At 70.9% G+C, this 26,156-nt stretch carries 19 protein-coding genes; 7 read left to right on the forward strand and 12 right to left on the reverse strand.

Annotation, left to right across the window (positions count from 1 at the left end; translation table 11 throughout):
• Positions 1-4 precede the first annotated feature (4 nt).
• The 3 genes from AB0C76_RS08160 to AB0C76_RS08170 all read right to left on the reverse strand — a co-directional run bounded on the left by AB0C76_RS08160 (position 5) and on the right by AB0C76_RS08170 (position 7,674).
• Complete coding sequence (locus tag AB0C76_RS08160; RefSeq protein ID WP_359961463.1) at positions 5-4,942, reverse strand: amino acid adenylation domain-containing protein; 4,938 nt, start codon at positions 4,940-4,942, stop codon at positions 5-7.
• 405 nt (positions 4,943-5,347) lie between these two features.
• Entirely contained in the window at positions 5,348-7,171 is a 1,824-nt protein-coding gene (locus tag AB0C76_RS08165; protein WP_359961466.1) for a CocE/NonD family hydrolase, read from the reverse strand.
• Positions 7,172-7,254: 83 nt separating this feature from the next.
• Positions 7,255-7,674 carry an MmcQ/YjbR family DNA-binding protein gene (locus AB0C76_RS08170; RefSeq protein WP_359961469.1) on the reverse strand — a complete coding sequence of 140 codons (420 nt, stop codon included), beginning with the start codon at positions 7,672-7,674 and terminating at the stop codon, positions 7,255-7,257.
• 175 nt (positions 7,675-7,849) lie between these two features.
• Here AB0C76_RS08170 and AB0C76_RS08175 point away from each other — a divergent pair, with 175 nt between their 5' ends.
• Entirely contained in the window at positions 7,850-8,212 is a 363-nt protein-coding gene (locus AB0C76_RS08175) for a VOC family protein (RefSeq protein WP_359961472.1), read from the forward strand.
• 81 nt (positions 8,213-8,293) lie between these two features.
• On the opposite strand, the gene AB0C76_RS08180 is transcribed toward AB0C76_RS08175, so the two are convergent.
• The 4 genes from AB0C76_RS08180 to AB0C76_RS08195 all read right to left on the reverse strand — a co-directional run bounded on the left by AB0C76_RS08180 (position 8,294) and on the right by AB0C76_RS08195 (position 11,696).
• Positions 8,294-10,096 carry a PA domain-containing protein gene (locus tag AB0C76_RS08180; RefSeq protein WP_359961475.1) on the reverse strand — a complete coding sequence of 601 codons (1,803 nt, stop codon included), beginning with the start codon at positions 10,094-10,096 and terminating at the stop codon, positions 8,294-8,296.
• Positions 10,097-10,142: 46 nt separating this feature from the next.
• Entirely contained in the window at positions 10,143-10,550 is a 408-nt protein-coding gene (locus AB0C76_RS08185) for a nuclear transport factor 2 family protein (protein WP_359961478.1), read from the reverse strand.
• 34 nt (positions 10,551-10,584) lie between these two features.
• Positions 10,585-11,226 carry a response regulator transcription factor gene (locus tag AB0C76_RS08190; RefSeq protein ID WP_359961481.1) on the reverse strand — a complete coding sequence of 214 codons (642 nt, stop codon included), beginning with the start codon at positions 11,224-11,226 and terminating at the stop codon, positions 10,585-10,587.
• A 323-nt stretch (positions 11,227-11,549) separates the two neighbouring features.
• Entirely contained in the window at positions 11,550-11,696 is a 147-nt protein-coding gene (locus AB0C76_RS08195; protein WP_359961484.1) for a hypothetical protein, read from the reverse strand.
• A gap of 174 nt (positions 11,697-11,870) precedes the next feature.
• Between AB0C76_RS08195 and AB0C76_RS08200 the strand changes: the two genes are divergently transcribed.
• The 3 genes from AB0C76_RS08200 to AB0C76_RS08210 are packed head-to-tail and all read left to right on the forward strand — an operon-like array spanning position 11,871 to position 16,700.
• Positions 11,871-13,163 (forward strand): cation:proton antiporter, encoded by a 1,293-nt coding sequence (locus tag AB0C76_RS08200; RefSeq protein WP_359961487.1) that lies wholly within the window; start codon positions 11,871-11,873, stop codon positions 13,161-13,163.
• On the forward strand, positions 13,160-13,351 hold the full coding sequence (locus tag AB0C76_RS08205; protein WP_283469129.1) for an MbtH family protein: 192 nt from the start codon (positions 13,160-13,162) through the stop codon (positions 13,349-13,351). Before AB0C76_RS08200 ends, AB0C76_RS08205 begins: the two co-directional genes overlap by 4 nt.
• 25 nt (positions 13,352-13,376) lie before the next feature.
• Positions 13,377-16,700 (forward strand): amino acid adenylation domain-containing protein, encoded by a 3,324-nt coding sequence (locus AB0C76_RS08210; protein WP_359961490.1) that lies wholly within the window; start codon positions 13,377-13,379, stop codon positions 16,698-16,700.
• Between the two features lie 185 nt (positions 16,701-16,885).
• Here AB0C76_RS08210 and AB0C76_RS08215 read toward each other — a convergent pair whose 3' ends face one another.
• Together AB0C76_RS08215 and AB0C76_RS08220 are read right to left on the reverse strand one after the other, a co-directional pair.
• Positions 16,886-17,926: a ParB N-terminal domain-containing protein gene (locus tag AB0C76_RS08215; protein WP_359961492.1), complete on the reverse strand. Its 1,041-nt coding sequence runs from the start codon at positions 17,924-17,926 to the stop codon at positions 16,886-16,888.
• Between the two features lie 114 nt (positions 17,927-18,040).
• Positions 18,041-18,793, reverse strand: a complete 753-nt coding sequence (locus AB0C76_RS08220; protein ID WP_359961494.1) for a leucyl/phenylalanyl-tRNA--protein transferase — start codon at positions 18,791-18,793, stop codon at positions 18,041-18,043.
• Between the two features lie 83 nt (positions 18,794-18,876).
• Between AB0C76_RS08220 and AB0C76_RS08225 the strand changes: the two genes are divergently transcribed.
• From AB0C76_RS08225 to AB0C76_RS08235, 3 genes are read left to right on the forward strand one after another with little or no spacing between them, the layout of a single operon-like run.
• Positions 18,877-19,668: a thioesterase domain-containing protein gene (locus tag AB0C76_RS08225; RefSeq protein WP_359961497.1), complete on the forward strand. Its 792-nt coding sequence runs from the start codon at positions 18,877-18,879 to the stop codon at positions 19,666-19,668.
• Between the two features lie 15 nt (positions 19,669-19,683).
• Positions 19,684-20,694, forward strand: coding sequence for a fatty acid desaturase (locus AB0C76_RS08230; RefSeq protein ID WP_359961499.1), 1,011 nt, complete (start codon positions 19,684-19,686; stop codon positions 20,692-20,694).
• Positions 20,691-21,923 carry an ATP-grasp domain-containing protein gene (locus AB0C76_RS08235; protein WP_359961502.1) on the forward strand — a complete coding sequence of 411 codons (1,233 nt, stop codon included), beginning with the start codon at positions 20,691-20,693 and terminating at the stop codon, positions 21,921-21,923. The genes AB0C76_RS08230 and AB0C76_RS08235 overlap by 4 nt, the downstream gene beginning before the upstream one ends.
• Here AB0C76_RS08235 and AB0C76_RS08240 read toward each other — a convergent pair.
• The 3 genes from AB0C76_RS08240 to AB0C76_RS08250 are packed head-to-tail and all read right to left on the reverse strand — an operon-like array spanning position 21,910 to position 26,033.
• On the reverse strand, positions 21,910-22,053 hold the full coding sequence (locus tag AB0C76_RS08240) for a hypothetical protein (protein ID WP_359961504.1): 144 nt from the start codon (positions 22,051-22,053) through the stop codon (positions 21,910-21,912). The genes AB0C76_RS08235 and AB0C76_RS08240 overlap by 14 nt on opposite strands.
• Positions 22,054-22,090: 37 nt before the next feature.
• Positions 22,091-23,926 carry a carbamoyltransferase gene (locus AB0C76_RS08245; protein ID WP_359961507.1) on the reverse strand — a complete coding sequence of 612 codons (1,836 nt, stop codon included), beginning with the start codon at positions 23,924-23,926 and terminating at the stop codon, positions 22,091-22,093.
• Positions 23,919-26,033 (reverse strand): iron-containing redox enzyme family protein, encoded by a 2,115-nt coding sequence (locus AB0C76_RS08250; protein WP_359961510.1) that lies wholly within the window; start codon positions 26,031-26,033, stop codon positions 23,919-23,921. Before AB0C76_RS08250 ends, AB0C76_RS08245 begins: the two co-directional genes overlap by 8 nt.
• Positions 26,034-26,156: the final 123 nt, after the last annotated feature.

Raw genomic sequence — 26,156 nt, forward strand, 5'->3', positions numbered from 1 at the left:
CGGATCAGCCCTCCTGGCTGTCGCGTTGCGCGGCGTCGTCGTCGGACAGCGCGGCCAACTCGGCGATCAGCGCCTTCTCCAGGTGTTCGGCCACACCCGCGATCGTCGGCGCGCTGAAGAACTGTCGTACGGTGACCGCCACTCCGAACCGGGTCTTGACCCGGTGCAGCATCTGCAGGGCCGACAGCGAGCTGCCGCCTGCCTCGAAGAAGTTCTGCAGCCGGCCGATCTCCTCGATGTTCAGCAGGTCGCACCACACTTCGGCGAGCTGCGACTCGATCAGCGAGGCGGCCTCGGAGACCCCGGCGCGTGCCCCGCGATCCTGCGCGGTCGGTGCCGGCAGCGCCTGCCGGTCGACCTTGCCGGACGGGGTGAGCGGCAGCGCGGCCAGCTTCACGTACACCGCCGGCAGGAGGTACCGGGAGAGGTAGCCGGTCGCGTACTGCGCCACCTCGGGGACGGTGGCGTCGGGTCCCACCAGGTAGGCGACGATCTCCTTGGTGCCGGGTTCGTCCTCCCGGATCCGCACGGCCGCCTGTTCGACCGACGGGTGGCGGCGCAGCACCTCCTCGATCTCGCCGGGCTCCACCCGTACGCCCCGGACCTTGGCCTGGCCGTCGGACCGCCCGGCGTAGTGCAGCAGGCCGTCGTCGTCCCGGACGGCCAGGTCGCCGGTGCGGTACAGCCGCTCTCCCGGCGTCACGGGCCAGGGGTGCGGCAGGAACCGTTCCGCGGTGAGGTCCGGTCGGCCGAGGTAGCCGCGGGCCAGGCCGTCCACGCCGGCGACGTAGAGCTCGCCCACCACGCCCGGGGCCACGGGCTGCAGAGCCTCGTCGAGCACGAACAACCGGTAGCCGTTCACCGCCCGGCCCATCGGGACGCTGCCGCCGCCCGGCCAGTCGCGGCCGCTCCACAGCGCGACCTCCGAGGTCTCCGTCTGGCCGTACGCGTTGTCCAGCTGGACATCGAAGTGGGTGGCGAACCGCCGCAGCAACGCGGCCGGGACCGCCTCGCCGGAGGTCTGCACGCGATCGAGGCCCGGGTACCGGGTGGCGTCGACCGTGGCCAGATACATGTCCAGCATCGACGGGACGAAGTGGGCGAGCACGGTGTCCGGTGTGGCGAGCGACTCGGCCAGGTACGGCACGTCCGTCTCGGTGCCGGCTTCGGCCAGCAGTACCGTCGCGCCGGCCCCGAGCGTCGCGAAGATCTCCCAGATCGCGACGTCGAAGATCAGCGGGGTCTTGTGCACCACCCGGAGGCCCGGGCCCAGCTCGTAGCGCCGGGCGATCCACTCCACCCGCGAGGCCGCGCAGCCGTGATCGATGATCACGCCCTTGGGCCGGCCGGTCGACCCGGACGTGTAGTAGACGAACGCCGTGTTGCGGGGGTGGATCCCGACGGCCGGTCCGCCCTCCGGGGCGTCCGCAGCCGGGTCGACGACCGGCACGTGCTCCAGCCCGGCCGGCACCGTGGACGCGACCACCGCGGCCATCGCGCAGTCGGCGGCGATCCACCGCAGCCGCTCGGCCGGGTATCCGGCGTCCAGCGGCACGAACCCGGCACCGGCGCGAAGCACCCCGAGCACCGCGGCGATCGAGGCGACCGAGCGTTCGACGCAGACCCCGACCAGCGCCTCCGGACCGATGCCGGTGGCGGCCAGCGCGGCCGCGATCGCCTCTGCCCGGGCGTCGAGCTCGGCATAGCTGACCGTGCTCGTCCCGGCCTGCACGGCGACCGCGGACGGGTCGCGGGCCAGCGCCGTGCGGAAGCCGTCGTGCAACAGCGTGTCGGCGGCGATGCGGTCCCGGTGGTCGGCATTGATCGCGGCCAGCTGGGCGGTGGCCGCGTCGGGCGGCAGCAGCGGCAACTCGGCCAGCCGCGCCGACGGGTCCGCGAGCGCTGATTCGAGGAGCGTCACCAGGGCGTCCTGCCAGCGGTCGGCGGACGGGCGGTCGAAGCGGCGGCCCGAGTACTCCACCTCGCCGGTGATCCCGTCGGCGTCCAGCCGCAGCGTGCAGGTCAGCGCCATTTTGGCGGTGCCCGAGTGGATCGGCTGTTCGGTGATCTCGAGGCCGTCGATCGCACCGTCCCCCTCCACCGGGGTGGACTGAAGGACGAACATGGTCTGGAAGAGCGGGTTCTCGGCGGCGTCCGCGCCCTGGGAGACGCCGCCCGCCATCTCCGAGAACGGCAGGTCCTGCCGGGACAGTGCCTCGGCCAGCGCCGCGTCGGTGCGCGCCACCAGCTGCCGGAAACTCATCCGGGGGGTGAACCGCATGCGCAGCGGCACGGTGTTCACCAGGTACCCGATCAGCTCCTCGGTGCCTACCCGTCCACGGCCGGCCATCGGCACACCGACCACGAGGTCGTCGGCGTTCTCGGTCATCCGGTGCAGCGTGGCGAAGAAGCCGGCGAGCAGTACGCCGAACGGGGTCGACCCGCAGGCTCGGGCCACGTCCTCGACCTGGGCCGGGCCGAGCTTGTCGAACCCGAGCGGTATCGAGAACCCGGATCGCCCCGGCGCCCCGGTCGGCCGGCCCGGCTCGACCACCGGTGCGTCGCCGGACAGCCGGTCCGTCCAGTAGCGCCGCTGCCCGGCCGCTTCCTCCGAGGCCAGCCAGCGCTCCTGCCAGGCGACGTAGTCGGCGTAGCGCACGGCGGGCTCGGGCAGCGGGCGGCCCTGGTACAGCGCGGCGAATTCGCGCCGGAACACCCCGAGCGACCAGGCGTCGAAGGCGCTGTGGTGCACGTCGAGCAGCCAGAGGTGGTTCTCGTCGTCGACCCGGTAGCAGAAGGAACGCAGCAAAGGGCCGGTGGACAGGTCGAACGGCCGGGCCGCATCCGCCTCGGCCCGGCGTGTCGCGGCGGCGCGGTCGGCCACCGCCGTCACCCGGGTGCGGACCGGCGCCGGCGGCCGGAGGCGGGCCCGAACCCGGCCGTCGCGCTCCGCGAGGGTGGTGCGCAGTGCCTCGTGCCGGGCCAGCAGTTCGGTGAGCGCGGCGTCCATCCGGTCGACGTCGAGCGGGCCGGAGATCCAGTACCCGAAGGGCACGGCGTACGTCGCCGCGCCGCCGTGCAGCTTGTCCAGGTACCAGAGGGCGGCCTGGCCACGGGACACCGGCCGCCACTCCTCGCGCTCGCCGGTCGGCGTGACGGCCCCCAGGCCGGGTTCGTACCGCGGCGCGCGGTCCACCAGTGCGGTGATGCCGGCCACGGTCGGGTCCGAGCGCAACTGCTCGAAGGTCAGCGCCGCCCCGGTGACCTGGGCTATGCGGCTGAGCAACTGCAGTCCGCGCAAGGAGTCACCACCCGCCGCGAAGAAGTCCTCGTCGGCGCCCGGCACCCGGCCCAGCACGTCCGCGACGAGGCCCGCGACGGTCTGCTCCGGGGTGGACGGCGCGACCGGGCCGGGCCGGTCGGCGACGGCCGGCGGCGGCGGCAACTGGGACGGGACGACCTTGCCGCTCAGCGAGGACCGCGGGATCCGGTCCAGCCGCACGATGGTCCCCGGGACCATGACGGCGGGCAGTCGGCCGGCCAGCTCGGTCCGGAGAGCGGCCTCCGCATCCGGTGCCGCGTCCGCCTCGACGTACGCGACCAGGCGCGCGCCGGAGACCGGGTCCTCGGTCGCGACCACGACGGCGTCGCGGACGCCGGCGCAGGCCCGTACGGCGTTCTCCACCTGGCCGGGCTCGATCCGGAACCCACGGATCTTCACCTGGCGATCCGAGCGGCCGAGGAACTGCAGGTTCCCGTCCGGCAGCCGCGCGGCCCGGTCACCGGTCTTGTACATCCGCGTGCCGGGCGGCCCGAACGGGTCCGGGCAGAACCGGTCGGCGGTGGCCGCGGGCGCGCCCAGGTAGCCGCGGGCCAGCCCGAAGCCGGCGATCCACACGTCCCCCGGTTCACCGCCGGCCACCGGCGTCAGGTCGTCGTCGAGCAGGTGCACGGTCACCCCGGGCAGCGGCCGGCCGATCGGCACGAGTCCGGTGTCGGGCAGGTTCGCCGGGCCCGGACGGTACGTGGTGCAGCTGATCGTGGTCTCGGTGGGCCCGTAGTCGGCGACGAAGTCCACCGGTCGCGAGCCGACGACCTCCGTCCAGGTGGCGAGCTTGTCCATGCGGATCTTGTCGCCGCCGATGAAGACCGTGCGCAACGTCCCGGGAAGCGCCACCACCCCGGCCCGGAGGTCGTCCGTCCACTGGTGCCAGTACGCGCTCGGCAGGCTCACCACGGTCACGCCGCGCGCCGTGATCAGCTCGGTCAGCTCGACGCTCGTCGGGCGCGGCGCGTCCGGCAGCACGACCGTCCCGCCGGCGAGCCAGACCGGCAGCGTCTCCTCCAGCGAGGCGTCGATGGCCATCGAGGTGAACTGGAGGAACCGGTCGGTCGGCTTCAGGTCCAACTCGGCCCGGATCGCGGCGGCGTGGCCGGCCAGCGAGGCGTGCGAGATCCCGACGGGCTTCGGCCGGCCCGTGGAGCCGGAGGTGAACATGCAGTAGGCCAGGTTGTCCGGCGACATCGCCGGCGTCGCGCCGTCGGCCGGGGCCGTGCCGGTCAGGGCGGCCAGCTCCACGACCGAGAAGCCGGAACCGGTCGGCACCGGACCGGATCCGGCGTGCAGCAGCAGTTCCACCCCGGCGTCGGCCAGCATCGAGGCGGCCGGTTCGGCGGGGAGCGCGGCGTCGAGCGGGACGTAGACGCCGCCGGCCTTCCAGATGGCGAGCAGCGTTATGAGCCAGCGCGCCGACTGCTCGACGGCCAGCCCGACCCGGACCTCGGGGCGCACACCCCGCTCGACGAGCAGGCCGGCCAGTTGCCCGGCCTGTTCGTCGAGTCGGGCGTAGCTCAGGACTCCGTCACAGGAGATGACCGCGGGCGCGGTCGGCGTCCGTGCCGCCTGCGCCTCGATCAGATGGTGTACGCAGAGAGTGGACATGAATAGCCTGCCTCCGTATCCGAAAGGGCGTGAATCGCGCACGGGGAACGGGGATCTGCCACCGTGTCCAACTGTGTGAGATGCGCGGTCAGACAATGCCTAGAGCAGTACCCAAGCAGGCTAGACCGGGAGTTCGCAGGTGGGGAATCGCTCCGTCATCGATGCGCGGTCGGTGATCCTGAAGCACGTTCAAGATGTGTGAAGCATCGCCGGCGCCTTGGCGGGGTGGACCCACACCAAGGCGCCGGCGGCGGACCGTGGTCCGCCGCCGTGGCGAGCAGCCGCTGGGCGCCGGTCGGATGGTGTGCGACAACCTCCTCAAGGAATCGGAGAGTTGTGGCCGTCGACGGCCCTCGTGGCCGGGGCGGTCGCAGCGGCCTCGACCTGCGGCGCCGTGGTCCTCGGCTACGGCAGCCTGGAACCGCCCACCACGGGCAGGGTCAGGTGGCTGCCGCGCAGGTCCAGTCGCACGGTGGCGCCGGTCGTGGTCGGCGTCGTGTAGTCGGGGTCGCTCTGCTGCAGGACCAGCCCCAGCACGTGTCCGGCCGGGACGGTCTGGTCCGTGGCCTGCATCGGCACCGTGATCGAGTACCACCGGCCGGGCTGCAGCGGAACCCGGAAGCGCAGCGAGATCCGGTGGGCGGCGTCCTGCCAGCCCCGGGTCAGGATGCCGCGGTCGCCGGTCACCACGTCCTCGACGGAGTCGCGGTAGCACGCGCTGTCGGCCGTGGTCGACGCGCCCCAGCAGGACTTGGTGTCCAGCGTGCGGACGCCCTCGTTGGGATAGACGGTGTCGACCCGCGAGGTGGTGCCGTAGTCGACGAGCCGGGCGCTGAGTTCGGTGGTCGGCCGGTCCACCTGGACGCGCAGCTGTACGGCCGGATTTCCGGAGATCCGTACGTCGCGTGTCAGCGGCCCGGAGAGGAAGGCGACCCGGCCGGCGACGGCGTCGTTCGGGTTGGCCGTGGCGGCGTCCTCGACCAGATCGGGGTTGTCCACCCAGGTCCTCTCACCGGTGCCGGAGCCGCTGCCCAGGGTGCCGGTGGTGCCGTTGCCGTCACCCAGACCGACCTGCACCTGCCGCGCGCCCGGGGCCGGCCAGGCCGGCTGGTCGATCCACGTCCCGGGCGTGGTCTCCAGGGTCACCGGCGCTTCCCGGTCGATGCCGTTGTGCAGGCCCTGCAGGTAGAAGTCGAACCAGCGGTGCAGCGTGTCGACCCACTCGGCGCGCCGGTAGTCGAACGGGTCGAGGTGGCCCGTCTGGGAGAGCCACATCTTGCGAGGGACCTTCAGGCCCTCCCACCACGTGGTGGCATGGTCCGTCATCACGTTGCCGTCGTTGAGGCCGTGCACCAGGAAGACCGAGGCCCGTACCTTCGACGCGTCCGGCCGGACGTCGCGCTCCGCCCAGTAGGCGTTGTAGTCGCCGGTCGCGTCGTCGCTGCCGGTGTCGAGTTCCTTCAGCGTCTGGGCGCAGGCTTCCGCCGGGCGGCTGGTGACCAGGTTGAACAGGTACCCGTTGGCCTTCGGGGAGACCACCACGCCGTTGTGGCGCGCGTAGTCGTATCCGCTGGAGGTGGCCGCGATCGCCACGACGGTCTTCAGCCCGTCGACGCCGGTGGCCGCCACCTCGTTGGCGACCGTCCCGTCCGCCGACTTGCCGACCATGCCGACCCGGCCGTTGGTCCAGCCGGTCGCGACGGCCGGTGACCCGTCGGCGTACGCGGCCTTCGCCCGTCCGTTGAGCCAGTCGACGACGGCCTTCGTGCCCAGCGTGTCCTCGCGCCCGTCGGTGTCCGTGCAACCGGTGGAGCGGCCGGTGCCGGCCATGTCCACGGAGACGACGGCGTACCCGCGCGGCACGAAGTAGTTGTCGTAGAAGAGGGGCATCTTGGAGATCGTGCCCGCCGCGTCGTACGCCTTGAACTCCTTCTCGAGGCCGCGGCCCACGCGGGCGTTGTAGGGCGACGCCGTCATGATGGCCGGCACCCGGACGTTGCCGGCCCGGGGCCGTACGATGTCCACCGCCACCTTGTCGGGCACCCCGTCGTGGTCGTTGTCCAACGGGGTCTGGACCCAGACGCTCTCACGGATCGCGTCGGCATACGAGTACGCGGGCACCGTGCTGCTTCCGCGGATGTGGGGAGCGGCGGTCGAGGCACTGGCCGGCGCGGCGGCGGCGCCTATGACCGCGACCAGAACTGTGCAATACACGAAGAAGCGACGCATGGTCAGAGTTTGATGGAGACCTTGCCGGAGACGAAGTTTCGCGGTGCCGCATAATTCGGGGACGACGACGGGGCCCCCACCGGTCAACCGGCCGGTGGCGGGAGGTCGACCCGGGCGGCGAGAAACCTCGGGGCCAGTTGGCAATAGCTGTCGGTGATCAGTTCGGAAATCTCGGTCCAGTCGGTGTGGTCACCGAGAACGGCGGCGACGACGTTGTGGCCCCAGTCGGCACGGAGGAACGGGAAGCCGCCGGAGGTCAGGCCGATCAGGTCGTCGACGGGTACCCGAAACGTCATGACGACCAGTTCCTGACCTGCGGTCACATATGGTGCGTAGAACGGGATGCGATCCGCGTTCGGCGCGTAGACGTGGGCGAAGGTCCGCGTGCGGATCCGCCAGCGCACGCCGATCCAGGCCGGTTCCTCGTACGAGTCGGGCAACTGCCGGCAGATCGGCCGCAGCCGGTTCAGGATCTCCGGTGGCACGTCTCCGATGTTGGACATGGGCCGACTCTAGCGGCCGTCGGCGAACTCCGCGCCGGACGCGGGCGGGCCGGGCCGCTCGCGCGATTCCCCAAAACAGGGGGCATCGCGGAACCCGCTGTTCGCCGGCTGAAGAAGCCAGAATGATTCTGCTCGACGCGATGTGATGTGACTTCAGACGGAGAGGGTGTGGCTCATGGATTTCAGGCGCCGGACGATTGTCTTCGAGGCGGCGGATCTCGATGGGGAAAGCGCGTTCTGGGCGGGGCTGCTGGACGGTACGGTCGAGGCGAAGGACACGTGGCACAACGTCTGGGTCGAAGGGGACTGGCACCTGGCCGTCCAGCTCGCGCCCGACCACGTCCCGCCCGTGTGGCCGGACGGGGCTTCGCAGCAGGTTCATCTCGACTTCTACGTCGATGACCTCGAAGCCGCGCACGACAAGGTGATCAAGCTGGGTGGACAGCTGGTGAAGTCGTCCGACGATCCCGCCGCGCGCACCGGGTTCCGGGTCTACACCGATCCGGCCGGTCACCCCTTCTGCATCGCCTGGCCGTAGGACCGCACGATCTCCGCGCAGAACACGACGCTGGTGGCGGGCCTTCTCGAAGACCCGCCACCAGCGTCGTGTTCGTGCCGGTCAGACGTCGAAGACGTAGAGACCGTAGTTGCGGTCGGTGACCAGGGCGTAGTTCTTCCCGCCGATCCTGTGGACCACGACGCCGACGAAGTCGTTGCCGGGTTCGCAGTAGGCGCCGACCTCCCTCAGGCCCTCCGGGCCGTAGCTCAGGACGCGGAGCCCGCCCGAGTAGAAGGTGGCGTACACCAGCTGGCGGTCCGGATCGATCGCGACGTGGGACGCCGAGAGGTCGCCGAAGCCGATCGCGTACTTCGGGTCCTGCGACTCGGGGATGGCGTACGTGTCGACCTGTTCGATGGAGCCGCTGCCGACGGCCGGGACGACTGTCCTGAACAGCCGGAGGTAGCCCCATCCGTTGAACACCGACCTGAGGTCGATCGAGGGTATGTCCGGCGCGGCCGGTGTCGGGGTCGAGCCGGCCGTTTCCTCGGTCACACCGGTCACCCCGAGCAGCCGCAGACCGGTCAGGCGGTTGACGAAGATCAGCGGAATCGGTCCCTTGGCCGACGTGGGGTACTGGTGGAGCGCATCCGGCCCCTGCCGGTTGAAGACGATGCCGGCCGAGTAACCGGCCGCGGCGACGGCGTTGAGCTTCTCCTGGAACGAGCACCCCGGGTTCGACCCGGCGGTGAGCAGCGAAGCGTCGCGTTCCATGAGCGCGATCCCGCGGCCGGGCCGCACCGTGCCCGGGCATCCGTTGCCGACGAAGGTCGGTGTGCCGGAGAGGCCGTCGTCGTCGATCGGTGCCGTGTCCGGGCTCCAGGCCGCGGTGAACTCCAGACCGGCGTCGGGCCCCGACGTGATGGTGCCGAGCAGGCGCACTGCCTCGTAGTTCTCGTCGGCGCCCACCAGGAACTGCGCGTCGGGCGAGAGCGCGCAGTGTTCGGCGTTGCCCTCCGGCGGGACCTGGTGCCCGCGCTTCGCACGTTCCTCGTCCAGTTCGGCGTAGAAGGACTGAGCGATCATCGAGACGTTGCCCGGCGTCGGGTCGGTCACGTCGAGCAGCACGTATCCGCCGTCCCAGTACGTCGCGCTCATGACGTAGCGGTCGCCGGTCCGCTTCACGTCGACGGCGTGCCCGAACAGCGAGTTGAGGCCCGCGGGAGATTCCTGGGCGACGCCGAACGGTGGCACCCGCAGGTCCAGGGAGTTGACCATCGTGGGGTTGCGCGGGTCGGTGACGTCCATGATGCAGATGTCGGTGGTGATCTTCACCGTGACCATGGCGACGTAGGTGCGGCCCGTGGAGCTGTTGGTCCACGGGAACACGTAGTAGACCTCGACGGCCTGGTCCAGCGGTGAGCCGCCCACGTCCGTGTAGTCGCCGGCGTGGGCGGCCAGGAGCCGGGCGTGCTCCGGGTCGGTGATGTCCCAGATGTTGATGCCGCCCCGCTGGCGCGGCCCGGTCGGGTCGGGTGCGTGGGCCTGGGCGTAGATCTCGTTCCCGTGAATGAACAGCACACCGCTGAAGTACTCGTTGTCGACCTCGATGACGCCCGGACCCTCGCCGACGTAGTTGCCCGTCGTCGTCTCCATGAACGCGCTCTCGACCTCGAACGGCGCCCGCGGGTCGCTGATGTCGATGACGTAGGCGCCGGTTCGCTCACACGTCGGCTCACGATAGGCCGTGAGGAACGCGTGATTCCCGTACGCGGCCAGGTCGCAGATGTGCCGTTCGAGGCCGGCCCCCGACGGGTTGGTGACCTGCGTCCTGCCCACGCACCGCACCCCGTACGTGACGGTCGGCAGGTGCCCTCTCTCGAGCGCGTTCTGGTCGTCGTGGGCCATGCCGGTGCCGGTCATGCATACCTCCTGGCTGTGCCCGCCTTCGACAACGCGAAGGAGGACGTCATTTCTGCTCGGGGAACGGGGTCATCTGGAAGCTGATGAACCGCCAGCCATCACGTTCGTGGCGGCGCAGGACCTGCGTCGCCACGCCTGCGAGCGTGCGTTCGCCGCCGTCCGGCGTACGCAGCAGGTTGGTGAGCCGGCCGGTGACGACCGCGACGTCGCCGACGAGCCGGATGAGCAGCTCGCCCCGGGTGATGCCGAGATAGGGGCGCCGACCGGCGGTGTGTTCGAGAAGTTGCGTCTTGGTGTGGGTGATGCCGTGTGCGTGGGTGTGCACGAGAGTGTCGTCGAAGATCTCGTCCAGGACATCCAGGTCGGCGTCGACGAGTGCCCGCTGCCGACGGAGCTCGATGGCATGCAGTTCGCTGGTGACCTGCTGATCGGGTGGTCGAACGGTGAGGTGCATGTGGTCTCCACGGTGCCTCGGCGAAGGACTTCGGTCAGGCGGCGGACGTCGCCAGCCGGTTGAGCAGCGCGACCCGGGTGAGCTCGGCCTTGTTGCCGACGCCGAGCTTGGCGCGGATGCGCTTGACGTATGTGTCCACGGTGTGCGGGCTGATGCCGAGCCGCGTGGCGATCTGTCCGTGGGTCAGTCCTTTGGAGATCTGGCTGAGCACCTGTTCCTCGCGCGTGGAGAGGTTCAACGTGAGCAGGTCGTGGCGTTCCACCGGGGGCTTCGTGGCATGGCCCTCGGGCAGCACCCGGGTACCGGCCGTCACGTTTCGCAGCGCCGCGACCAGACTTTCACTCGGCTGGTGCTTGTGGATCACACCGACAGCCCCCGCCTGCAGGTACGCTTCGGCCGATGGTGACCAACTGTTGAGCAAAACCAGGACCGAGGTGGTGCGGGCCGCTTCGGCGATGTCGTTCAGGCCGTCCGCCTGCCCGAGGGTTTCGTCGTCGATCAGGGCCGCGTCGGCGAGCCAGGACACCCCTTCGGTCGGAGACCGGCGAGTTGAGACGACGGCAATCCCCTCATCGGAGAGAACCTGCATGAGACCGACGAGATAAACTGGATTGTTGACCAGTACATCAACTCGTAGCACGCTTCTCCCTGTAGATAGCTGGATGGGTTCATCCATCGTCAAGCGAGTAGCAGTCGGACCATGGTTGCCCGCTGTCACGAAGTCGTTCGGCGGGCGCATGGCAGGTTGGTTGCGCCCTGAGCCCGGCCTCCGGTAGCAGCGAGTCGTATCCGAGCAAGCGACCGTGATCCACTACCGCCACCGATTATTGGCCCCTTCGAAGCGGGCCGCTTGTCGCGCCAACCGGGGACATGGACCCGCCTTGACGGGGACCCGTAAGATCGATGCTTTGGATCGCGTTCGCCAGCCTCTGACCGGAATGACCAGGGGGTCGGCCGGGCAGCACGAGGTGGCCCGTCGGCGGGCTGTGACCGGGTCGGTCAGATGGTCGTGGGGGCCAGGGTGACGTCGTGGCCGCGGGGCCTCAGCCGGCGGACGAGGTCGCGGGTCTTGCGGGCGGCCTTCATGTGGCCTCGGCGTTTGACCAGGCGTCGGTAGCGGGCGCCGAGGAAGGTCCCTGTTCTCACGCCCGCACGGCGTACCCACCGGGATCAAGGCGACTGGCCTGCGCAAACGCACCAGCGGCAATGCATGGTCCCTCGCGAGGAAGGGCGCCTGTCGCCGGTTCACGTGACTGCGCGGCCCTGACTGGCCCCGCCTACTGTCGATCACACAGTGGGCTTGGTGAAGGGAGGGGACCGGTGGCTATCGGCACGGCTGCGGCGCTGCTCCTGGCGCTCTTGGTGATCACCGTGGTCGCCCGGGTGCTGGGGCTCCTCTGTAGACGGTTCGGCCAGCCGGAGGTCATCGGCGAGATCGCCGGCGGAATCCTGCTCGGCCCGTCCCTGTTCCACGGTGTGGTCACGCGCACTTTGTTCCCGACCGAGATCCGTCCGGAGCTCAAGACGATCGCCAGCGTCGGAGTCTGCGTCTTCATGTTCCTTGTGGGGCTGCATCTGGCCGAAAGTCGTCTGCGCGGGCAGAGCCGGATCGTCCTGTCGTTGTCGATCGGCTCCATGGTCGTGCCGTTCGTCCTCGGCAGCCTCTTTGCGATCGGCATCGTTGGCGACCGGTCCGGGAGGACTGCGGTTCTCTTCTGCCTGTTCCTCGGAACGGCGATATCGATCACTGCTTTCCCGGTACTTGCCCGGATCTTGACGGACCGCCGGCTGATCGACACGCCCGTCGGTGGTCTGGCACTGGCCGTGGCAGCGGTCGGGGACTTCCTCGCCTGGGCGATGCTGTCGGTCGTGGTCGCCCTCTCGCACGGGAACCAGCCCCCCTGGCGGATTCTGCTGGTGGTGCCCTTCGTGGCTCTCCTCGTCGGGGTGGTGCGACCGGTGCTGGCCAGGCTGGCGAGCCGCCCGGCCGGGCGCAGGCGCGGGTCCGCTGCTCGGATCACCCGTGGCGCCGGCCTGCCGGTCGCGATCGCCGGCGCACTGTGGCTGTCGTCCGCGGCGACCGAGTGGATGGGACTGCATCAGATCTTCGGCGCGTTCCTGCTCGGCGCGGTGATGCCTCGCTCGGGCGCCGCCGACCTGCGTGAGCGGGTACTGCCCCGGGTCGAGCGGGTCAACCGGACCGTGCTGTTGCCGGTCTTCTTCGTGGTCGCCGGCTTCGCGGTGAACCTGTCCGGGATGGACGCCCGGGAGTTCGGCCTGCTGCTGTTGATCCTGCTGGTCGCGATCGGCGGCAAGATGGCAGGTGCCTTCATGGCTGCGCGGCTCGTCCGGGTGTCACGCCGGCACAGCGTCGCGCTGGGCCTGCTGGTCAACACCCGAGGACTCACCGAGCTGATCGTCCTGGCCGTCGGCCTCCAGATCGGCCTGCTCGATCAACGCCTGTACTCGCTTCTGGTGGTGATGGCGCTGGTCACCACATCGATGGCGGGTCTGCTGCTGCCCTTCGTCTACCCCCGGCAGCAGGCCGAGCCGCACCACGAGGGCTGCTCGGCCGCCGAGTTCGCACCCTTGGTGAGAGAGGAGTCGAGATGAACCCGTTCGACGACCCGGAAGGTCGTTTCCTGGTGCTCGTCAACGACGAGGAACAGCACTCGCTGTGGCCGAGCCGCCGGGCGGTACCTGCCGGTTGGCGGATCGTCCATGGCGAGGACAGCCGGCAGGCGTGCCTCGACTACGTCACGCAGCACTGGACCGACCTGCGCCCGCTCAGCACCCGCTGAGCGGTCCGCCGAGAAGAGGCAGCCCGTGATCCCGATCTCCGACTTCCTGGAAGAACTGCGCGTGGCCGGCGTCCAACTCTGGCTTCAGGAAGGCAGGCTGCGCTATCGGCCGGCCGGTGCGCTCGACGCCGAACGGCTGGCGGTGCTTCGCGAGCGGCGCGACGAGGTGATCGCCACCATGCTCGCCGACCCGGTCCCGGCCCCAGCTGCCCGGCCGGACGTCATCCCGCTCTCCGACCACCAGCAGGGCATGTGGTTCCTTGAGCAGATGGGCGTGCTTGGCGCGGCGTACAACCAGACGGCGTTGCACCGCATCACCGGCGACCTGGACGTGGCGGCGTTGCGGTCGGCGATCGCCGAGATCGTGCGACGGCACGAGATCCTGCGCACGGCGTTCCCGGCGCGCGACGGCATCGGCGTGCAGGTCGTGGAGCCGCCTGGTGATCCTCGCTTCACCCTTCTCGACATGTCCGAGCTGTCCGCCGCCGAGCAGCAACGGTGGCTGGACCAGCGGAAGCGGATGTACGCCGAGTACCGGTTCGACATCTCCGTGGCGCAGAACTTCCGGACCGAGCTGATCCGTTTCTCGCCGACCGAGCACGTGCTGGTCTTCCGTTCGTACCATCTGGTGCTCGACGGTCCCTCGCACGCCAACCTCTACGAGGAACTGCGCACGTTCTACCGGGCGTTCCGGACCGGTACCCCGGCCGACGTGCCCGAACTGAGCATGCAGTACGCCGACTACGCCCTGTGGCAGAACGGCCGGGACGCCGCAGAGGCGAAGCGGCACATGGACTACTGGACGCGGCGACTGGCCGACGCACCGCACGTCTTCGACCTGCCGACCGACCGGCTCCGCGCGGCCACCGCCGAACTCGACGGCGACACGGTCGAGGTGCCGGTGCCCGCCGAGGTGGCCGAAGGGCTGCGCCGACTGGCCCGGCAGGAGGGCGCCACGCCGTTCATGGTGCTGCTGGCGGCCTTTCACACGCTGCTGTACCGGTGGAGCGGCCAGACCGACGTGAGCGTCGGGATGATCGTCGACGGGAGGGCGCACCCGGACGTCGAGGCCAACATCGGCCACTTCGTCAACCCGGTGGTCCTGCGGGCCGACCTGGCCGGGCGGCCGACCTTCGTCGAACTGCTCGGCAAGCTCCAACCGCTGCTGCTGGAGGCGTACGAGCACCGGCACGCGCCGTTCGACCGCCTGGTGGCGGAACTCCGGCCACAGCGGGACCTGGCGGTGCAGCCGCTGTTCCAGGTGCTGTTCACCTACCTGAGGGCCGAGCCGTTCGACATGCTCGACGGGCTGACCGTCACCCCGATCGAGCCGGACGAGCGCAAGGCGATGTTCGACCTCACACTCTTCGCGCAGGAGGGCGAGACGGGGGAGCTGAGCGTCGGGCTGGAGTACCAGACCGCGCTGTTCGAGCGCGCGACCATGCAGCGCCTGGCCGGCTACCTGGTCACCCTGCTCGCCGGGGTGGTCACCACGCCGCACGTGCCGATCGACGATCTGCCCCTGATGTCGGTCGGAGAGCGGCACGAGGTACTCGAACTCTGGAACGGCACGGTCACCCGGTACGACGACGACATCTGCCTGCACCAGTTGGTCGAGCGGCAGGTCGCCGCCACACCGACCGCCGTCGCGGCGGTGTTCGACGGCCGGGAACTGACCTACCGTGAACTGGACGAGCAGGCGAACGCCCTGGCCCGGCAGCTGCGGGAGCTGGGCGTCGGCCCCGACGAGCGGGTCGGCATCGCACTGCGCCGCTCGCTCGACCTGGTGGTCGCCAACCTGGCGGTACTCAAGGCGGGCGGTGCCTGCGTCCCGATCGACCCGTCCTATCCGGAGGCACGCCGGCAGCTGATCGCGCAGGACGCGGCGCTGCGCCTGGTGATCGGCCCGGCAGACGGTGCGGCCGGCCCGGAAGGCTCCGCGCCAGTACTGGCGTTCAGCCCCTCGGCCGCCGTCACCGGCCCGGCGAACCTGACCGACCCGGCCAACATCGCCTGGGTGCTCTACACGTCCGGGTCCACCGGCCGGCCCAAGGGCGTGGCCATGTCGCACCGGGCACTGCTCAACCAGGTGCGGTGGCAGCAGCGCCAGGGCCCAGGTGGCCGCGGGCGGACCCTGCAGTGGGCCGCGCTCAGCTTCGACATCTTCTACCAGGAGATGCTGACCACGCTGGCCGCGGGCGAGACGCTGGTCCTTGTCGAGGAAGAGGTCCGGCACGACTTCGAGCGTCTGCTCGATGTCATCGAGACGCAGCGCATCGAGCGGGTCTTCATGCCGTTCGTGGCCCTGCAGGGCATGGCCGAGCTGGCCGTGCGCCTCGACCGCTTCCCACCGTCGCTGCGCGCGGTGCTCACGGCCGGCGAGCAGTTGCAGGCCACCCCGGCGATCCGGGAGTTCTTCACTCGGCTGCCCGACTGCACGCTGTTCAACCAGTACGGGCCGATCGAGGTACACCTGGCCACTTCGCACCAGCTCGGCGGGGACCCCGCGCAGTGGCAGGCATTGCCGCCGATCGGCCGGCCCTTCGACAACGCCCGGGCGTACGTTCTCGATGCCGAGCTGCGGCCGGTGCCGCCGGGGGTGGCCGGCGAGCTGTTCGTCGGCGGCACCCCGCTGGCCCGCGGATACCTGGGCCGCCCGGACCTGACGGCGGAGCGGTTCCTGCCCGACCCGTTCCGCGACGGGGCCCGGATGTACCGCACCGGCGACAAGGTCCGCTGGAACGCCGCCGGGCAGCTGGAGTTCCTCGGCCGGTTCGACGACCAGGTGAAGATACGAGGGTTCCGGGTGGAGGTCGCCGAGATCGAGACCGTCCTCAGCGGCCACCCGCAGGTGCTGGAGTGCGCCGTCGCCGCCCACCGGTACGGCGTCGGCGACCGGCGCCTGGTTGCGTACGTCGTGCCGGACACGCAGGCCCCGCCGCCCTCCGCCGAGCTGCGTGCCTTCCTTGCCGACAGGCTGCCGGACTACATGGTGCCGGCGGCCTATATGACGGTGACGGAACTGCCGTGTACGCCGAGCGGGAAGCTCAGCCGCGCACTGCTGCCACGGCCGGACGACGAGACGGAGTGGGCAGGGGCGGCCGAGTACGAGCCGCCGGGTACACCGCTGGAGGAGCGCATCGCCGCGATCTGGACGGAGGTGCTGGCCGTGCCGCGGGTCGGCGTGCGGGACAACTTCTTCGAACTGGGCGGCCACTCGCTGCTGGCGGTCGCGGTCGTCAACAGGGTCGGGGACCTCGTCGGGCGCACGGTCGCTCTGCGTACGCTCTTCGAGACGCCGACCGTGGCCGGCCTCGCCACCCGCCTGAGCGAGCCGGACCGGAGCTGAGCGGCCGAAGCGGCGGACCCCTCCGTTCTGCCGGGCCCTGAGCCGTCCCGGTCTGGTGCACTCGGACCGGCTGGGGCTGCGACCGGGGAGCACGCGGGCAACAGCGCAGCAACGCCCCGCTGAAAGTGCATGAGAACGGGCCGGTGTCCACCAGGACACCGGCCCGTTGCGTTCCTGCCGCGGTCTCAGCCGGACAGTCCGCCGACGGCGGTGCTGCCGTACTCGTCCTCGAGCCCCATCGCGAGCTGGATCCAGGCCGCCGCGCAGGACCTCGCCAGCGACCCGAGATTGAGCCGCGAGTGCGGCGGGATGTGGCTCAGCGTCAGGGGGATCTCGTCGGGCACCAGCACCCGGGGCCCCAGCCAGCGCAGCAGCACCCGGCCGGACTCGGTGTAACGCAGTGACGGATCCCGTTGGATGCTGTCGAGCAGCGACCGCAGTTCCTGGGAGGGGTCGGCCTCCGGCAGTTTCACCGTCATCTGCCGGTCCTCGTCGCGGTCGATACGTTCCGGCCGGGTCCGCCGGTCCAGCACCGGGTCCTCGCCGGCCCGCAGACGGGCCCGGACACTGCGCGCGGTCTCCACCGAGATGCCGGCCTCCTGAGCGATCCGGCGCAGCGTCGCCTCCGGATGCACGGCGATCAGCTCGGCCGCGGCTTGCCGGCCGGCCGCCCCGTTGACCGGCCGTACCCGGCCGTCACGGCCGATGCGCGCCTCGACCGGCGGGCCGTCGATCCCGCGACGCAGCGAGCCCACGGTCTTCGCGGCGAGCCCGGCGGTGACGGCGATCGACCGGTCCGACAACTGCGGGTGGCTCCGGATGATCCGGACCGCGGCGGCGCGCCGATCGGCGAGCGTCAACGGCCTGCCGTGCGACACGTTGAGCCGGACGGCAACGAGGAACGCCTCGTGACTGTCGCCGTCGAACATCTGCGCGCGGATCTCCTGCTCCCCGCGCAGGCGCGCGGCGGTGAGCCGGTGCATGCCGTCGATGACGCGCATGGTCGCGCGGTGCACCACGATCGGTGGCAGGTCCGCCTCCATCTCCGCCAGGGAGCTCGCGTACTCCAGGTCAACGCCCGCGGATCGCGGCGAGTCGGCATCGTGGATGGCGGAGAGGGGCAACTGCACGACTGCGTCGTCCCCGTCGGAAAGCGGCTGTGTGCACGGCTGCACACCGGTGGAGGTCGCGGTTTCGAGTATGGATCCAGAGGTGTTGACCGGCACTGGTTCAGCTCCGTTTCTGTCACGGCCCCGATGGTCGAACGAGGACACGGTCCTCGTTCATCCTGACCATGTGGCCGGACCCACGGCACTCACCTGTTTTGGGGGCAACGCCCGCTAGCCGGGTGTGCGGAGGTACCCCAGGCGCCGTACCGGCTCCACGCCGCCGGCCAGACGGACCGGATCGCTGCCGCGGGCCAGGGCCGCCAGGAACTCGTGGCGCGGCAGCGGCCCCGCGCCGAGCCGCCGGCTCCGCTCGCTGTCCCACTCGACGTCCAGCAGCGTCACGCCGGCGCCGGCCAGCCGGTGCTCCATGTCGAGCAACGCCACCTTCGACGCGTTGCTGCGCCGGTGGAAGCAGGTGTCCAGGACGAACACCTCCCCGGTGCCGATGCCGATGGCACCGCCCACCAGCTCGCCGTCCTCCCACACCTCGACGCTGTGCGCCCAGCCCTGCCGGTTGAGCTCGATCATGCACTCGCACAGCTCGGTGGTCAGCCACTCGGGGAGGCGGTCCCGGCGGCACTCGGCGAGCACCCGGGCGAAGTCCTGGTTGGTCGTGGTGGTCCAGGTCAGCCGGTTGCGCAACAGCTTCATCAGGCTGCGTGCCTTGGTCAACCCGCCGTACGGTATGACCGGCCGGGGATCCGGGGACCACCAGACCAGCGCGTACGGGTCGGGCAGCGGCGAGTCGAGCACCACGGTCCTCCCGGACTCCACCGACTCCTCGTACAGGGCGTGATTCACCTCGATGTCGGCCGCCGTCGCGGCCGGCATGGGGAAGGCGCCGTGCCGGTAGCCGCCGAGAACGGTGGCCGGGTCGAGCTGCCCACCGATCGCGATCGGCACATCGGCCGGGGCACTATCCATCGCGAATCCGTCCCAGACGCACCCTTCGCAAAGAATCACATGCGGATTCTGGCCTCAGACCCGCAACCGACGGGAGTCCCTCGATGACCGCACCCTCGACATTGGGCAGCACCGGCGCAGCCGCGCGCTGGCTGCGCCGGCCCCGGCCGCGCCAGGACCCGTCCGCCCGCCTCGTGTGCCTGCCGCACGCCGGCGGCACGGCTAGCGTCTACAGCCCGTGGACCGACCGGCTGCCGACCGCGATCGAGCTGATCGGAGTGCAGTACCCGGGCCGCCAGGACCGGCTGGCGGAGCCGTTGATGTCGTCGGTCCCGCAGATCGCCGATGCCGTGGTCGCGGCGCTGGCGCCGTACACCGACCGGCCCCTGTTCCTGTTCGGGCACAGCATGGGCAGCCTCGTCGCCTACGAGGTCGCGATCCGCATGGAGGCCGGTCCGGGGCCGGATCCGGCCGGTCTGTTCGTCTCCGGCCAGCTCGCCCCGCAGCGGTCCGCGCCACCGAAGGGGGCGCTCGACGACGCCACCGTCGAGGCCGAGGCCCGGGAGGCCGGCTGGACCGATCCGGTCGTGTTCGACCACCCGGAACTGCGCGAGCTGGTGCTGCCGGCGCTGCTGGCGGACGTCCGGGCGTCCCTCACGTACCACCGCGAGGAACCGGTGCGGCTGAGGGTCCCGATCGCCGCCTACGGGGGACTCGGCGACGGCGGCGACGTGCCGGGTGAGCTGGCCGCCTGGGGTGAGGTGACCTCGGGCAGCGCCGTGTGGCGGGCGTTCGACGGCGACCACTTCTACCTCCGGCCTCAGGAGGCCGACCTGGTTGCCGACATGGTGACCCGGATGTCTGACTGGGGAGAGCCGCCAGTTGGACATAGCTGAGTGAGGAGAAGGACCGTGGCCGATTCTGATCTAGCCGAGCGGTACCGCTTCGCGCCGGACATCATGGTCGAGGTCCGGGCCGCGTCTCGGCCGGACAACTGGCACGGTCCGCTGGAAGCCGTCACGCACTGGGCCTGGATGGCGTTCTGGTGCGCGGCCTCGGTGCTGTCGTGGCAGCACGCACCCTGGTGGCTTGCGCTGCCGGTGTACCTCGTGGCGGTGTTCTTCATCGGCGGCCGCCAGCGTGGCATCGCCGGCATGCTCCACATGGCGACACACCGGGTGTTCATGGCGAACCACCGGGCCGGCAGCGTGATCGGGGCGGTTCTCGGCGGATACCCCGTGCTGCAGAGCTACACCGGCTACCGGGCCTCGCACCTCGGTGAGCACCACGGCCGGCTGGGCGACCCGGACCGCGACCCGGACTACCAGCAGTACCGGGACAACGCGCTGTGCGGGGACAACCTGAGCCGCAAGGCGCTGCGCCGGTACCTGCGCACGGTGGTGACGCCGAAGGCGACCGCCTCGTACGTGTTCTACCTGCTCCGGCACCGCATCGTGGCGGCGGGGGAGCAGCCCGCCGAGCGGGCGTTGCGGGTGGTCCTGCTGGCGGGGGTGCTCATCTGGGCCGTCCTGGGCGGCTGGTGGCTGTGGCTGGTGCTGCTCTGGTTCGTGCCGCTGGTCACCACACAGGTGTGGATCGGTGCGGTGTCCGAGTTGATGGAGCACTTCCCGCTGATCGAGACCGCGCCCCGGGTGGACATCTACATGTCCTGGAACCGGGTCTACGGATGGGGCACCCGGTTCCTGCTGGGAGAGATCGACGGCGAGGGCTTCCACCTGGTCCACCACCTGTTCCCGCGGACGCCGATGTGGCGGCTGCGCGAGGTCGACGCGATCCTGAGCCGCGACCCGGTGTACGCGGCACTGCCGCGGCTCGGCGGCCCCCTGGGCGGCCTGGAACAGATCTACCGTTCGCTGCCCGCGCACCGCGAGCACGACGACACAGTGAGGGTGGACGCATGACCGAGACGGTGATCGTGGTCTACACGGCCGGAGCCGCCAGCCCGCTCGAACTGGCCGCCGACGCGGAGGGCTACGACCTCCTGTTCGCGGTGCCCGTCGAGGAGGCGCCGGACGGACTGACCGACCTGTTGGCGGTCGTCGGTGAGGTCGTCGACATGACCGACGAGGCGGCCGGCGCCGCCGTGCTCGCGGCCCGCCGCCCGGCCGGGATCGTGGCCTTCTCCGACCGTGACCTGCCGCTCGCGCAGCGGCTGGCCTCCCGGCTCGGCCTGCGCTTCCACTCCGAGAGCACGGTGCTCGCCGCCACCGACAAGCACGCCCAGCGGCAGCGCTTCCGTGAGGCCGGGCTCCGGGTGCCGCGGTTCCGGCTGCTGACGGGGCCCGGCCAGGCGGTGGAGGCGCTCGCCGAGGTGGGCACGCCGGCCGTGCTCAAGCCGGTGAGGGGTGCGTCCAGTCGTCAGACGTACCGCCTGGACAGTCCGGAGGACGCGGTGCGGTACGCCGCCGACGCGTTCGCCTCGGGCGACGCCGACGAGTTCGTGATCGAGGAGATGCTGGTCGGCTGCCCGTCGGTGGCCGGGCCCGGCCTAGGTGACTACGTGTCGGTCGAGGTGTTGTGGTGGCGCGGCACGGTCGCGTGCCAGGTGCTCAACTCACGGCTGCCGTTGATGGAACCGTTCCGGGAGCGGGGCTTCTTCCTGCCCGGTCTGCTGCCCGCGCCGGTCGAGGAGGAGGTCTACGCGATCTCCGCGGCGGCCTGCCGGGCTCTCGGCGTGCAGGACGGGTGGGCGGACATCGAGCTGAAGCTGACCGCCGACGGGCCCGTGGTGATCGAGGTGAACGCCCGCCTCGGCGGCTACTCGGCCGCGCTGTTGCACCGGTCGTTCGGAGTGGAGGCGGTCCGGCTCGCGTTCGAGGTCGCCGTCGGCCGACAGCCGGTGGTGTCGCTGGGGGAGCCCGCCGCGGTCGCCTTCGGCTACCAGATCCTGCCGCCGGTCGGCGACTGGCGGTTGGCCTCCTGGGGCAACGTGGCCGCCCTCGCCGAGCGTCCCGACATCCTCTCGGTCGTCCTGACCGCGGAGCCCGGTGACCGGGTCGACTGGCGGCTGGGCGGCCAGGGCACGCTCGGCGTGGTGGAGGGCCTGGTCGCACGGCCGGACGAGGTGCTCCCCGCGATGCGCGCCATCGAACGGACCATCGCCGACCAGGTGGTCTTCACCCCCGCGTGAGCGGCCGCTCCCAGTAGCTCGGCCGGCGCCTGGGCCTCGACCGGCGCATCGGATCGCGCAGGACCCGAAGGACCAGGCCCGCCGGGATCACGAGCAGGACGTACACGACGGTGAGCAGGGCCTTGCGCATCAGGAACCCCTATCAGTGTGGGACGGACGGCTGCTGGTCAGTCGAGGGGAACCTCGGTACGCCAGTCCACGTCCTCTTTCCAGTCCGGCTGGTCGGACTTGTGCAGCAGGAACCCGCCGAGCACGAGCAGGTCCATGTCGGTCCGCATGAAGCAGGTGTACGCCTCGTGCGGCGTGTTCACGATCGGCTCGCCGCGCACGTTGAACGACGTGTTCACCACGACGCTGCTGCCGGTCTCCCTCTTGAGTGCCGTGAGCAGGCGGTGGTAGGCGGGGTTGTCCCGCGGCCCGACGGTCTGCACACGCGCCGAGTAGTCCACGTGCGTGACCGCCGGGATCACCGACCGGGTGACCTTGAGCCGATCGATGCCGGTCAGGCCGGAATCCGTCTCGACGGCGAGCCGGGCCGCCTCCGCGACCGGCGCGACCACGAGCATGTACGGACTCTCCTGGGAGAGGTCGAAGAACTCCTTGGCGTCCTCGGCCAGTACGGACGGCGCGAACGGCCGGAACGACTCCCGGAACTTGATCTTCAGGTTCATGACCGACTGGGTCCGCGGATCACGGGCGTCGCCCAGGATCGACCGTGATCCGAGCGCCCGCGGGCCGAACTCCATCCGGCCCTGGAACCAGCCCACGACCATCCCCGCGGCGATCGACTTCGCGACCTCGGCAGCCAGCTCCTCCGGTTCGAGGCGGCGGTGCGGGACGCCGGCCTCGGCCAGGTAGGCCGCGATCTCGTCGTCGTCGTACGCCGGTCCGAGCAGCGACCCGGACATCGCGTCGTGTCCGGTCCCCGCGTGGGCACGCCCGGCTCCCCGGTCCATCGCGACCGCGAGCGCCGCGCCCAGCGCGCCGCCGGCGTCGCCGGCCGCCGGCTGGATCCAGACCTCGTCGAACAGCGCGTCGGCGATGATCTTTCCGTTCGCCACGCAGTTCAGGGCCACGCCCCCGGCCAGGCACAGCCGCGACTCGCCGGTCAGCTCGCGGGCCGTGCGCGCGAGCTTGAGGACGACCTCCTCGGTGACCAGCTGGACGGACGCGGCCAGGTCGAACTCCCGCCGGGTCAGCTCGCCCTCCGGCTCCCGGCGCGGACCGCCGAACAGCTCCTCGAATCCGCGACCCGTCATCACCTGACCGCGCAGGAACGCGAAGTAGCGCATGTTCAGGCGGAACGACCCGTCCGGCTTGACGTCGATCAGCCGCTCGCGGATCAGGTCCGCGTACCGCGGTTCCCCGTAGGGCGCCAGGCCCATCAGCTTGTACTCGCCGGAGTCCACCTTGAACCCGCAGAAGTAGGTGAAGGCCGAGTAGAGCAGGCCGAGCGAGTGCGGGAAGCGGATCTCGGCCACCGGCTTCAACCGGGTGCCCTGCCCGTGCCAGATCGAGGTGGTCGCCCACTCGCCGACACCGTCTATGCACAGCACGGCGGCCGATTCGTACGGGCCGGCGAAGAACGCCGAGGCGGCGTGCGACTCGTGGTGCCGGCGGCAGATGATCTCCGGTACGCGTCCGCGGTCCAGTCCCTCGAGCTCGCGACGGACCACGTCGGCGACCCGCCGCTTCGACGACCACCAGCCAGGAAGGGTGTCGCGGAACGAGGCGAGTCCGAACGGGACCGCGCCGAGATAAGTCGCCAGGACACGGCGGAACTTGAGCGCCGGGTCCTCGTAGTAGGCGATCGCCGACACGTCCGCGAGTGTGGCGCCGACCTCGTCCAGGCAGTAGCCGACGGCGTTGGCCGGGAACGCGGAATCGTGGCGGCGGCGGGTGAAACGCTCCTCCTGCGCGGCTGCCACGGGGCGCCCGTCGGACACCAGCGCCGCGGCACTGTCGTGGTAGTAGGCGGAGATACCGAGAACCAGGTCAGACATGTGCGGATGCCTCCACTCGGGCGCGACGGGCCGCGTTGCGGGCCCAGAATCCGGACGGTGGGTTCAGCGAGCGGTACCCGGCCCGGATCCGGTCCCACGCGTCCGTGCGAGCTGCCGGCGTCTGCTGCGCCAGATATCCGTCGACGGCGTCCGCCGCCCACGCGGAGTGTCCGGTCGCGACATTGTCGATGGTGTTGTGGACGTCGACGAACGTGGTGCTGAAGCCGTACTGCTTCAGCGCATGCCGGGCACGGCGATAACTGCCGCCGACACCGGACAGCTCCATGGCCAGATTCAGGCCGAGGATCTCCGGTTCGAACCTGCCCGGGAACCGGCCGATCGCCAGCCAGTAGACGGGCAGTTCGAACGACAGGTCCCGGATGGCCGGCCAGGCCGCGAACTCCGGCGACCGGGTCGGTGGCAGGTCGATGCCCATCTCCCGCAACAGGGTGCGGTAGATCAGCGGATGGTTCAGCTCCAGCTCGCCGTTGCCCAGTTCGTCCCAGTAGGTGTTGAACAGGAAGTGGCCGCGCTCGGCGGAGGCGAGCTGGTAGTCGGTGTGACCGGCCAGCCAGGCGCCGTCGATCAGGGTGAGCGGTGCCAACTGCAGCGTCGAGTCGATCAGCTCGGCGCGGCTGGGCAGGGGATCGTCCGAGCCGTCCTGGAACTCGCTGTTGTGGAGGTCGTGCTGGTCGAGCAGCCACGGCCGCAGGCCGTTCGTCGGCGGCTGGGCCGGCAGCGACTGGGCCGTCCGCTTCATGCCGTGGCGGGAGCGGGCCAGCCACCCCGCGACGTAGCGCAGCGCGTACTGCCGGGTGGCCGGCGTGATCGAGCGCCGCAACAGCCGGGTGTACGCCTCCCGCAGGTCGGCGGGAGCGACGTCGTCGTCGCCCGTGGTGTCCGGGGCCGGGCGGAATCCGATGCTCCGGGGCTGATGCGCGGCCGGCCGAGGCCGATCACGCTCAGCCGGATCGGCCGGCAGCGCATCGATCCACCGGTTGATGACGTCCAGGTCGTCGTCGGGGAACACCCGGAACATCCGGCCGTTCTCCGACACCAGTTCGCCGGTGAGCCGGCTCTCCCCGGACCGGCCCGGCCGCACGAGGCGGCTGTCGGCGAGCGCGGCCAGGAACGGAGCCGGGTCGGTACGCGCCTCGGTGAGCCACTGCTTCAGTGGTCGCCCGCGCATGACGAACCGGTCGTGATAGGCCGACGCCTCACGGGCCCGGGAGCGCATCAGCTCGGCCATCTCGAAGGACGGGTCGCGAGCGGCGTCGAGCTCCCGGTACGCCTCGTCGCTCCAGCGCCGCAGGGCGGCGAACGCCCACGCGAAGCCGCGCTCGATCGCCGCCGTACCAGCCGCGCCGGCCGCCGTGGTGAACGCGGCCGCGACGGCTCGTGCGTCGTCGAGCGCCGGCGCCCGGCGCGGGCCGCGTGCGCGGCCCGGGTCCAGCGCGGCCCAGTCCGCGGTGTCCGGACCTCGGGTCCGGACACCGGCGAGCGGGGGCAGCAGCCCGACGGCGCGCAAGCAGAGATCAAGACCGATGATCTCGCCCTGGTACGCGTCCGGGCGTCGGCTCATCGTCAGTGCGAGAGCCGGCAGGTAGAAGGAGGGGTCGGCGATCCGGCGGTCGTGTGCCAGGCGGGCGGTCGGACGCGCGTGCACGGCTACCCGGACGTGCCGCATCAGGGCGAGGTACGCGTCGCCACGGGAGTCGCCCGGATGCCCGGTGCCGACATCGGCCGCGAACAGCGCGAGCGCCCGCATGGTGACCGGTTCCTCGGCGTTGCCCGGCTCGCTCATCCATTGCAGCCAGGCACCCGATACCGAGGCCAGTGGCGCACAGGCGAGCACCGCCCGGCGGACGAGCACCTCCGCACAGCCCTCGCGCTCCGCGGTGGCGAACAGCGCGGTGAAGCGCGCCCGTTCGGCCTCGGCCCAGGCGGCGACCGCAGAGGGTTCGCACCGCGGATCGCCGTCGTGGCCGGCACGATCCAGCTCGTCGGTGATCGCGGGCCGCAGCGTGTCGGGCAGCGGCGTGTCCTCCGGCTCGCACGCCCGCGCGAACACCGTCCGGACCGACAGCGTCAGCCCGTCGTCGCCCATCACCTGATCAGAACATCGGGTAGATGGAGGCATCGGCCTTCTTCTTCTTGCGGCGGCCGAACAACCTGGCCATCAGCGTACGCAGGAACGGCACGGAGAAGTCACCTCAGTTCACTTCGGGTC

The organism is Kitasatospora sp. NPDC048722, assembly GCF_040650235.1.
Lineage (GTDB): Bacteria > Actinomycetota > Actinomycetes > Streptomycetales > Streptomycetaceae > Kitasatospora.

Excerpts from the sequence above, each read along its gene's own strand:
- AB0C76_RS08160 (WP_359961463.1), bottom strand. The coding sequence starts at position 4,942 with ATGTCCACTCTCTGCGTACACCATCTGATCGAGGCGCAGGCGGCACGG.
- AB0C76_RS08165 (WP_359961466.1), bottom strand. The coding sequence starts at position 7,171 with ATGCGTCGCTTCTTCGTGTATTGCACAGTTCTGGTCGCGGTCATAGGC.
- AB0C76_RS08170 (WP_359961469.1), bottom strand. The coding sequence starts at position 7,674 with ATGTCCAACATCGGAGACGTGCCACCGGAGATCCTGAACCGGCTGCGG.
- AB0C76_RS08175 (WP_359961472.1), top strand. The coding sequence starts at position 7,850 with ATGGATTTCAGGCGCCGGACGATTGTCTTCGAGGCGGCGGATCTCGAT.
- AB0C76_RS08180 (WP_359961475.1), bottom strand. The coding sequence starts at position 10,096 with ATGACCGGCACCGGCATGGCCCACGACGACCAGAACGCGCTCGAGAGA.
- AB0C76_RS08185 (WP_359961478.1), bottom strand. The coding sequence starts at position 10,550 with ATGCACCTCACCGTTCGACCACCCGATCAGCAGGTCACCAGCGAACTG.
- AB0C76_RS08190 (WP_359961481.1), bottom strand. The coding sequence starts at position 11,226 with ATGGATGAACCCATCCAGCTATCTACAGGGAGAAGCGTGCTACGAGTT.
- AB0C76_RS08205 (WP_283469129.1), top strand. The coding sequence starts at position 13,160 with ATGAACCCGTTCGACGACCCGGAAGGTCGTTTCCTGGTGCTCGTCAAC.
- AB0C76_RS08220 (WP_359961494.1), bottom strand. The coding sequence starts at position 18,793 with ATGGATAGTGCCCCGGCCGATGTGCCGATCGCGATCGGTGGGCAGCTC.
- AB0C76_RS08225 (WP_359961497.1), top strand. The coding sequence starts at position 18,877 with ATGACCGCACCCTCGACATTGGGCAGCACCGGCGCAGCCGCGCGCTGG.
- AB0C76_RS08235 (WP_359961502.1), top strand. The coding sequence starts at position 20,691 with ATGACCGAGACGGTGATCGTGGTCTACACGGCCGGAGCCGCCAGCCCG.
- AB0C76_RS08240 (WP_359961504.1), bottom strand. The coding sequence starts at position 22,053 with ATGCGCAAGGCCCTGCTCACCGTCGTGTACGTCCTGCTCGTGATCCCG.
- AB0C76_RS08245 (WP_359961507.1), bottom strand. The coding sequence starts at position 23,926 with ATGTCTGACCTGGTTCTCGGTATCTCCGCCTACTACCACGACAGTGCC.
- AB0C76_RS08250 (WP_359961510.1), bottom strand. The coding sequence starts at position 26,033 with ATGGGCGACGACGGGCTGACGCTGTCGGTCCGGACGGTGTTCGCGCGG.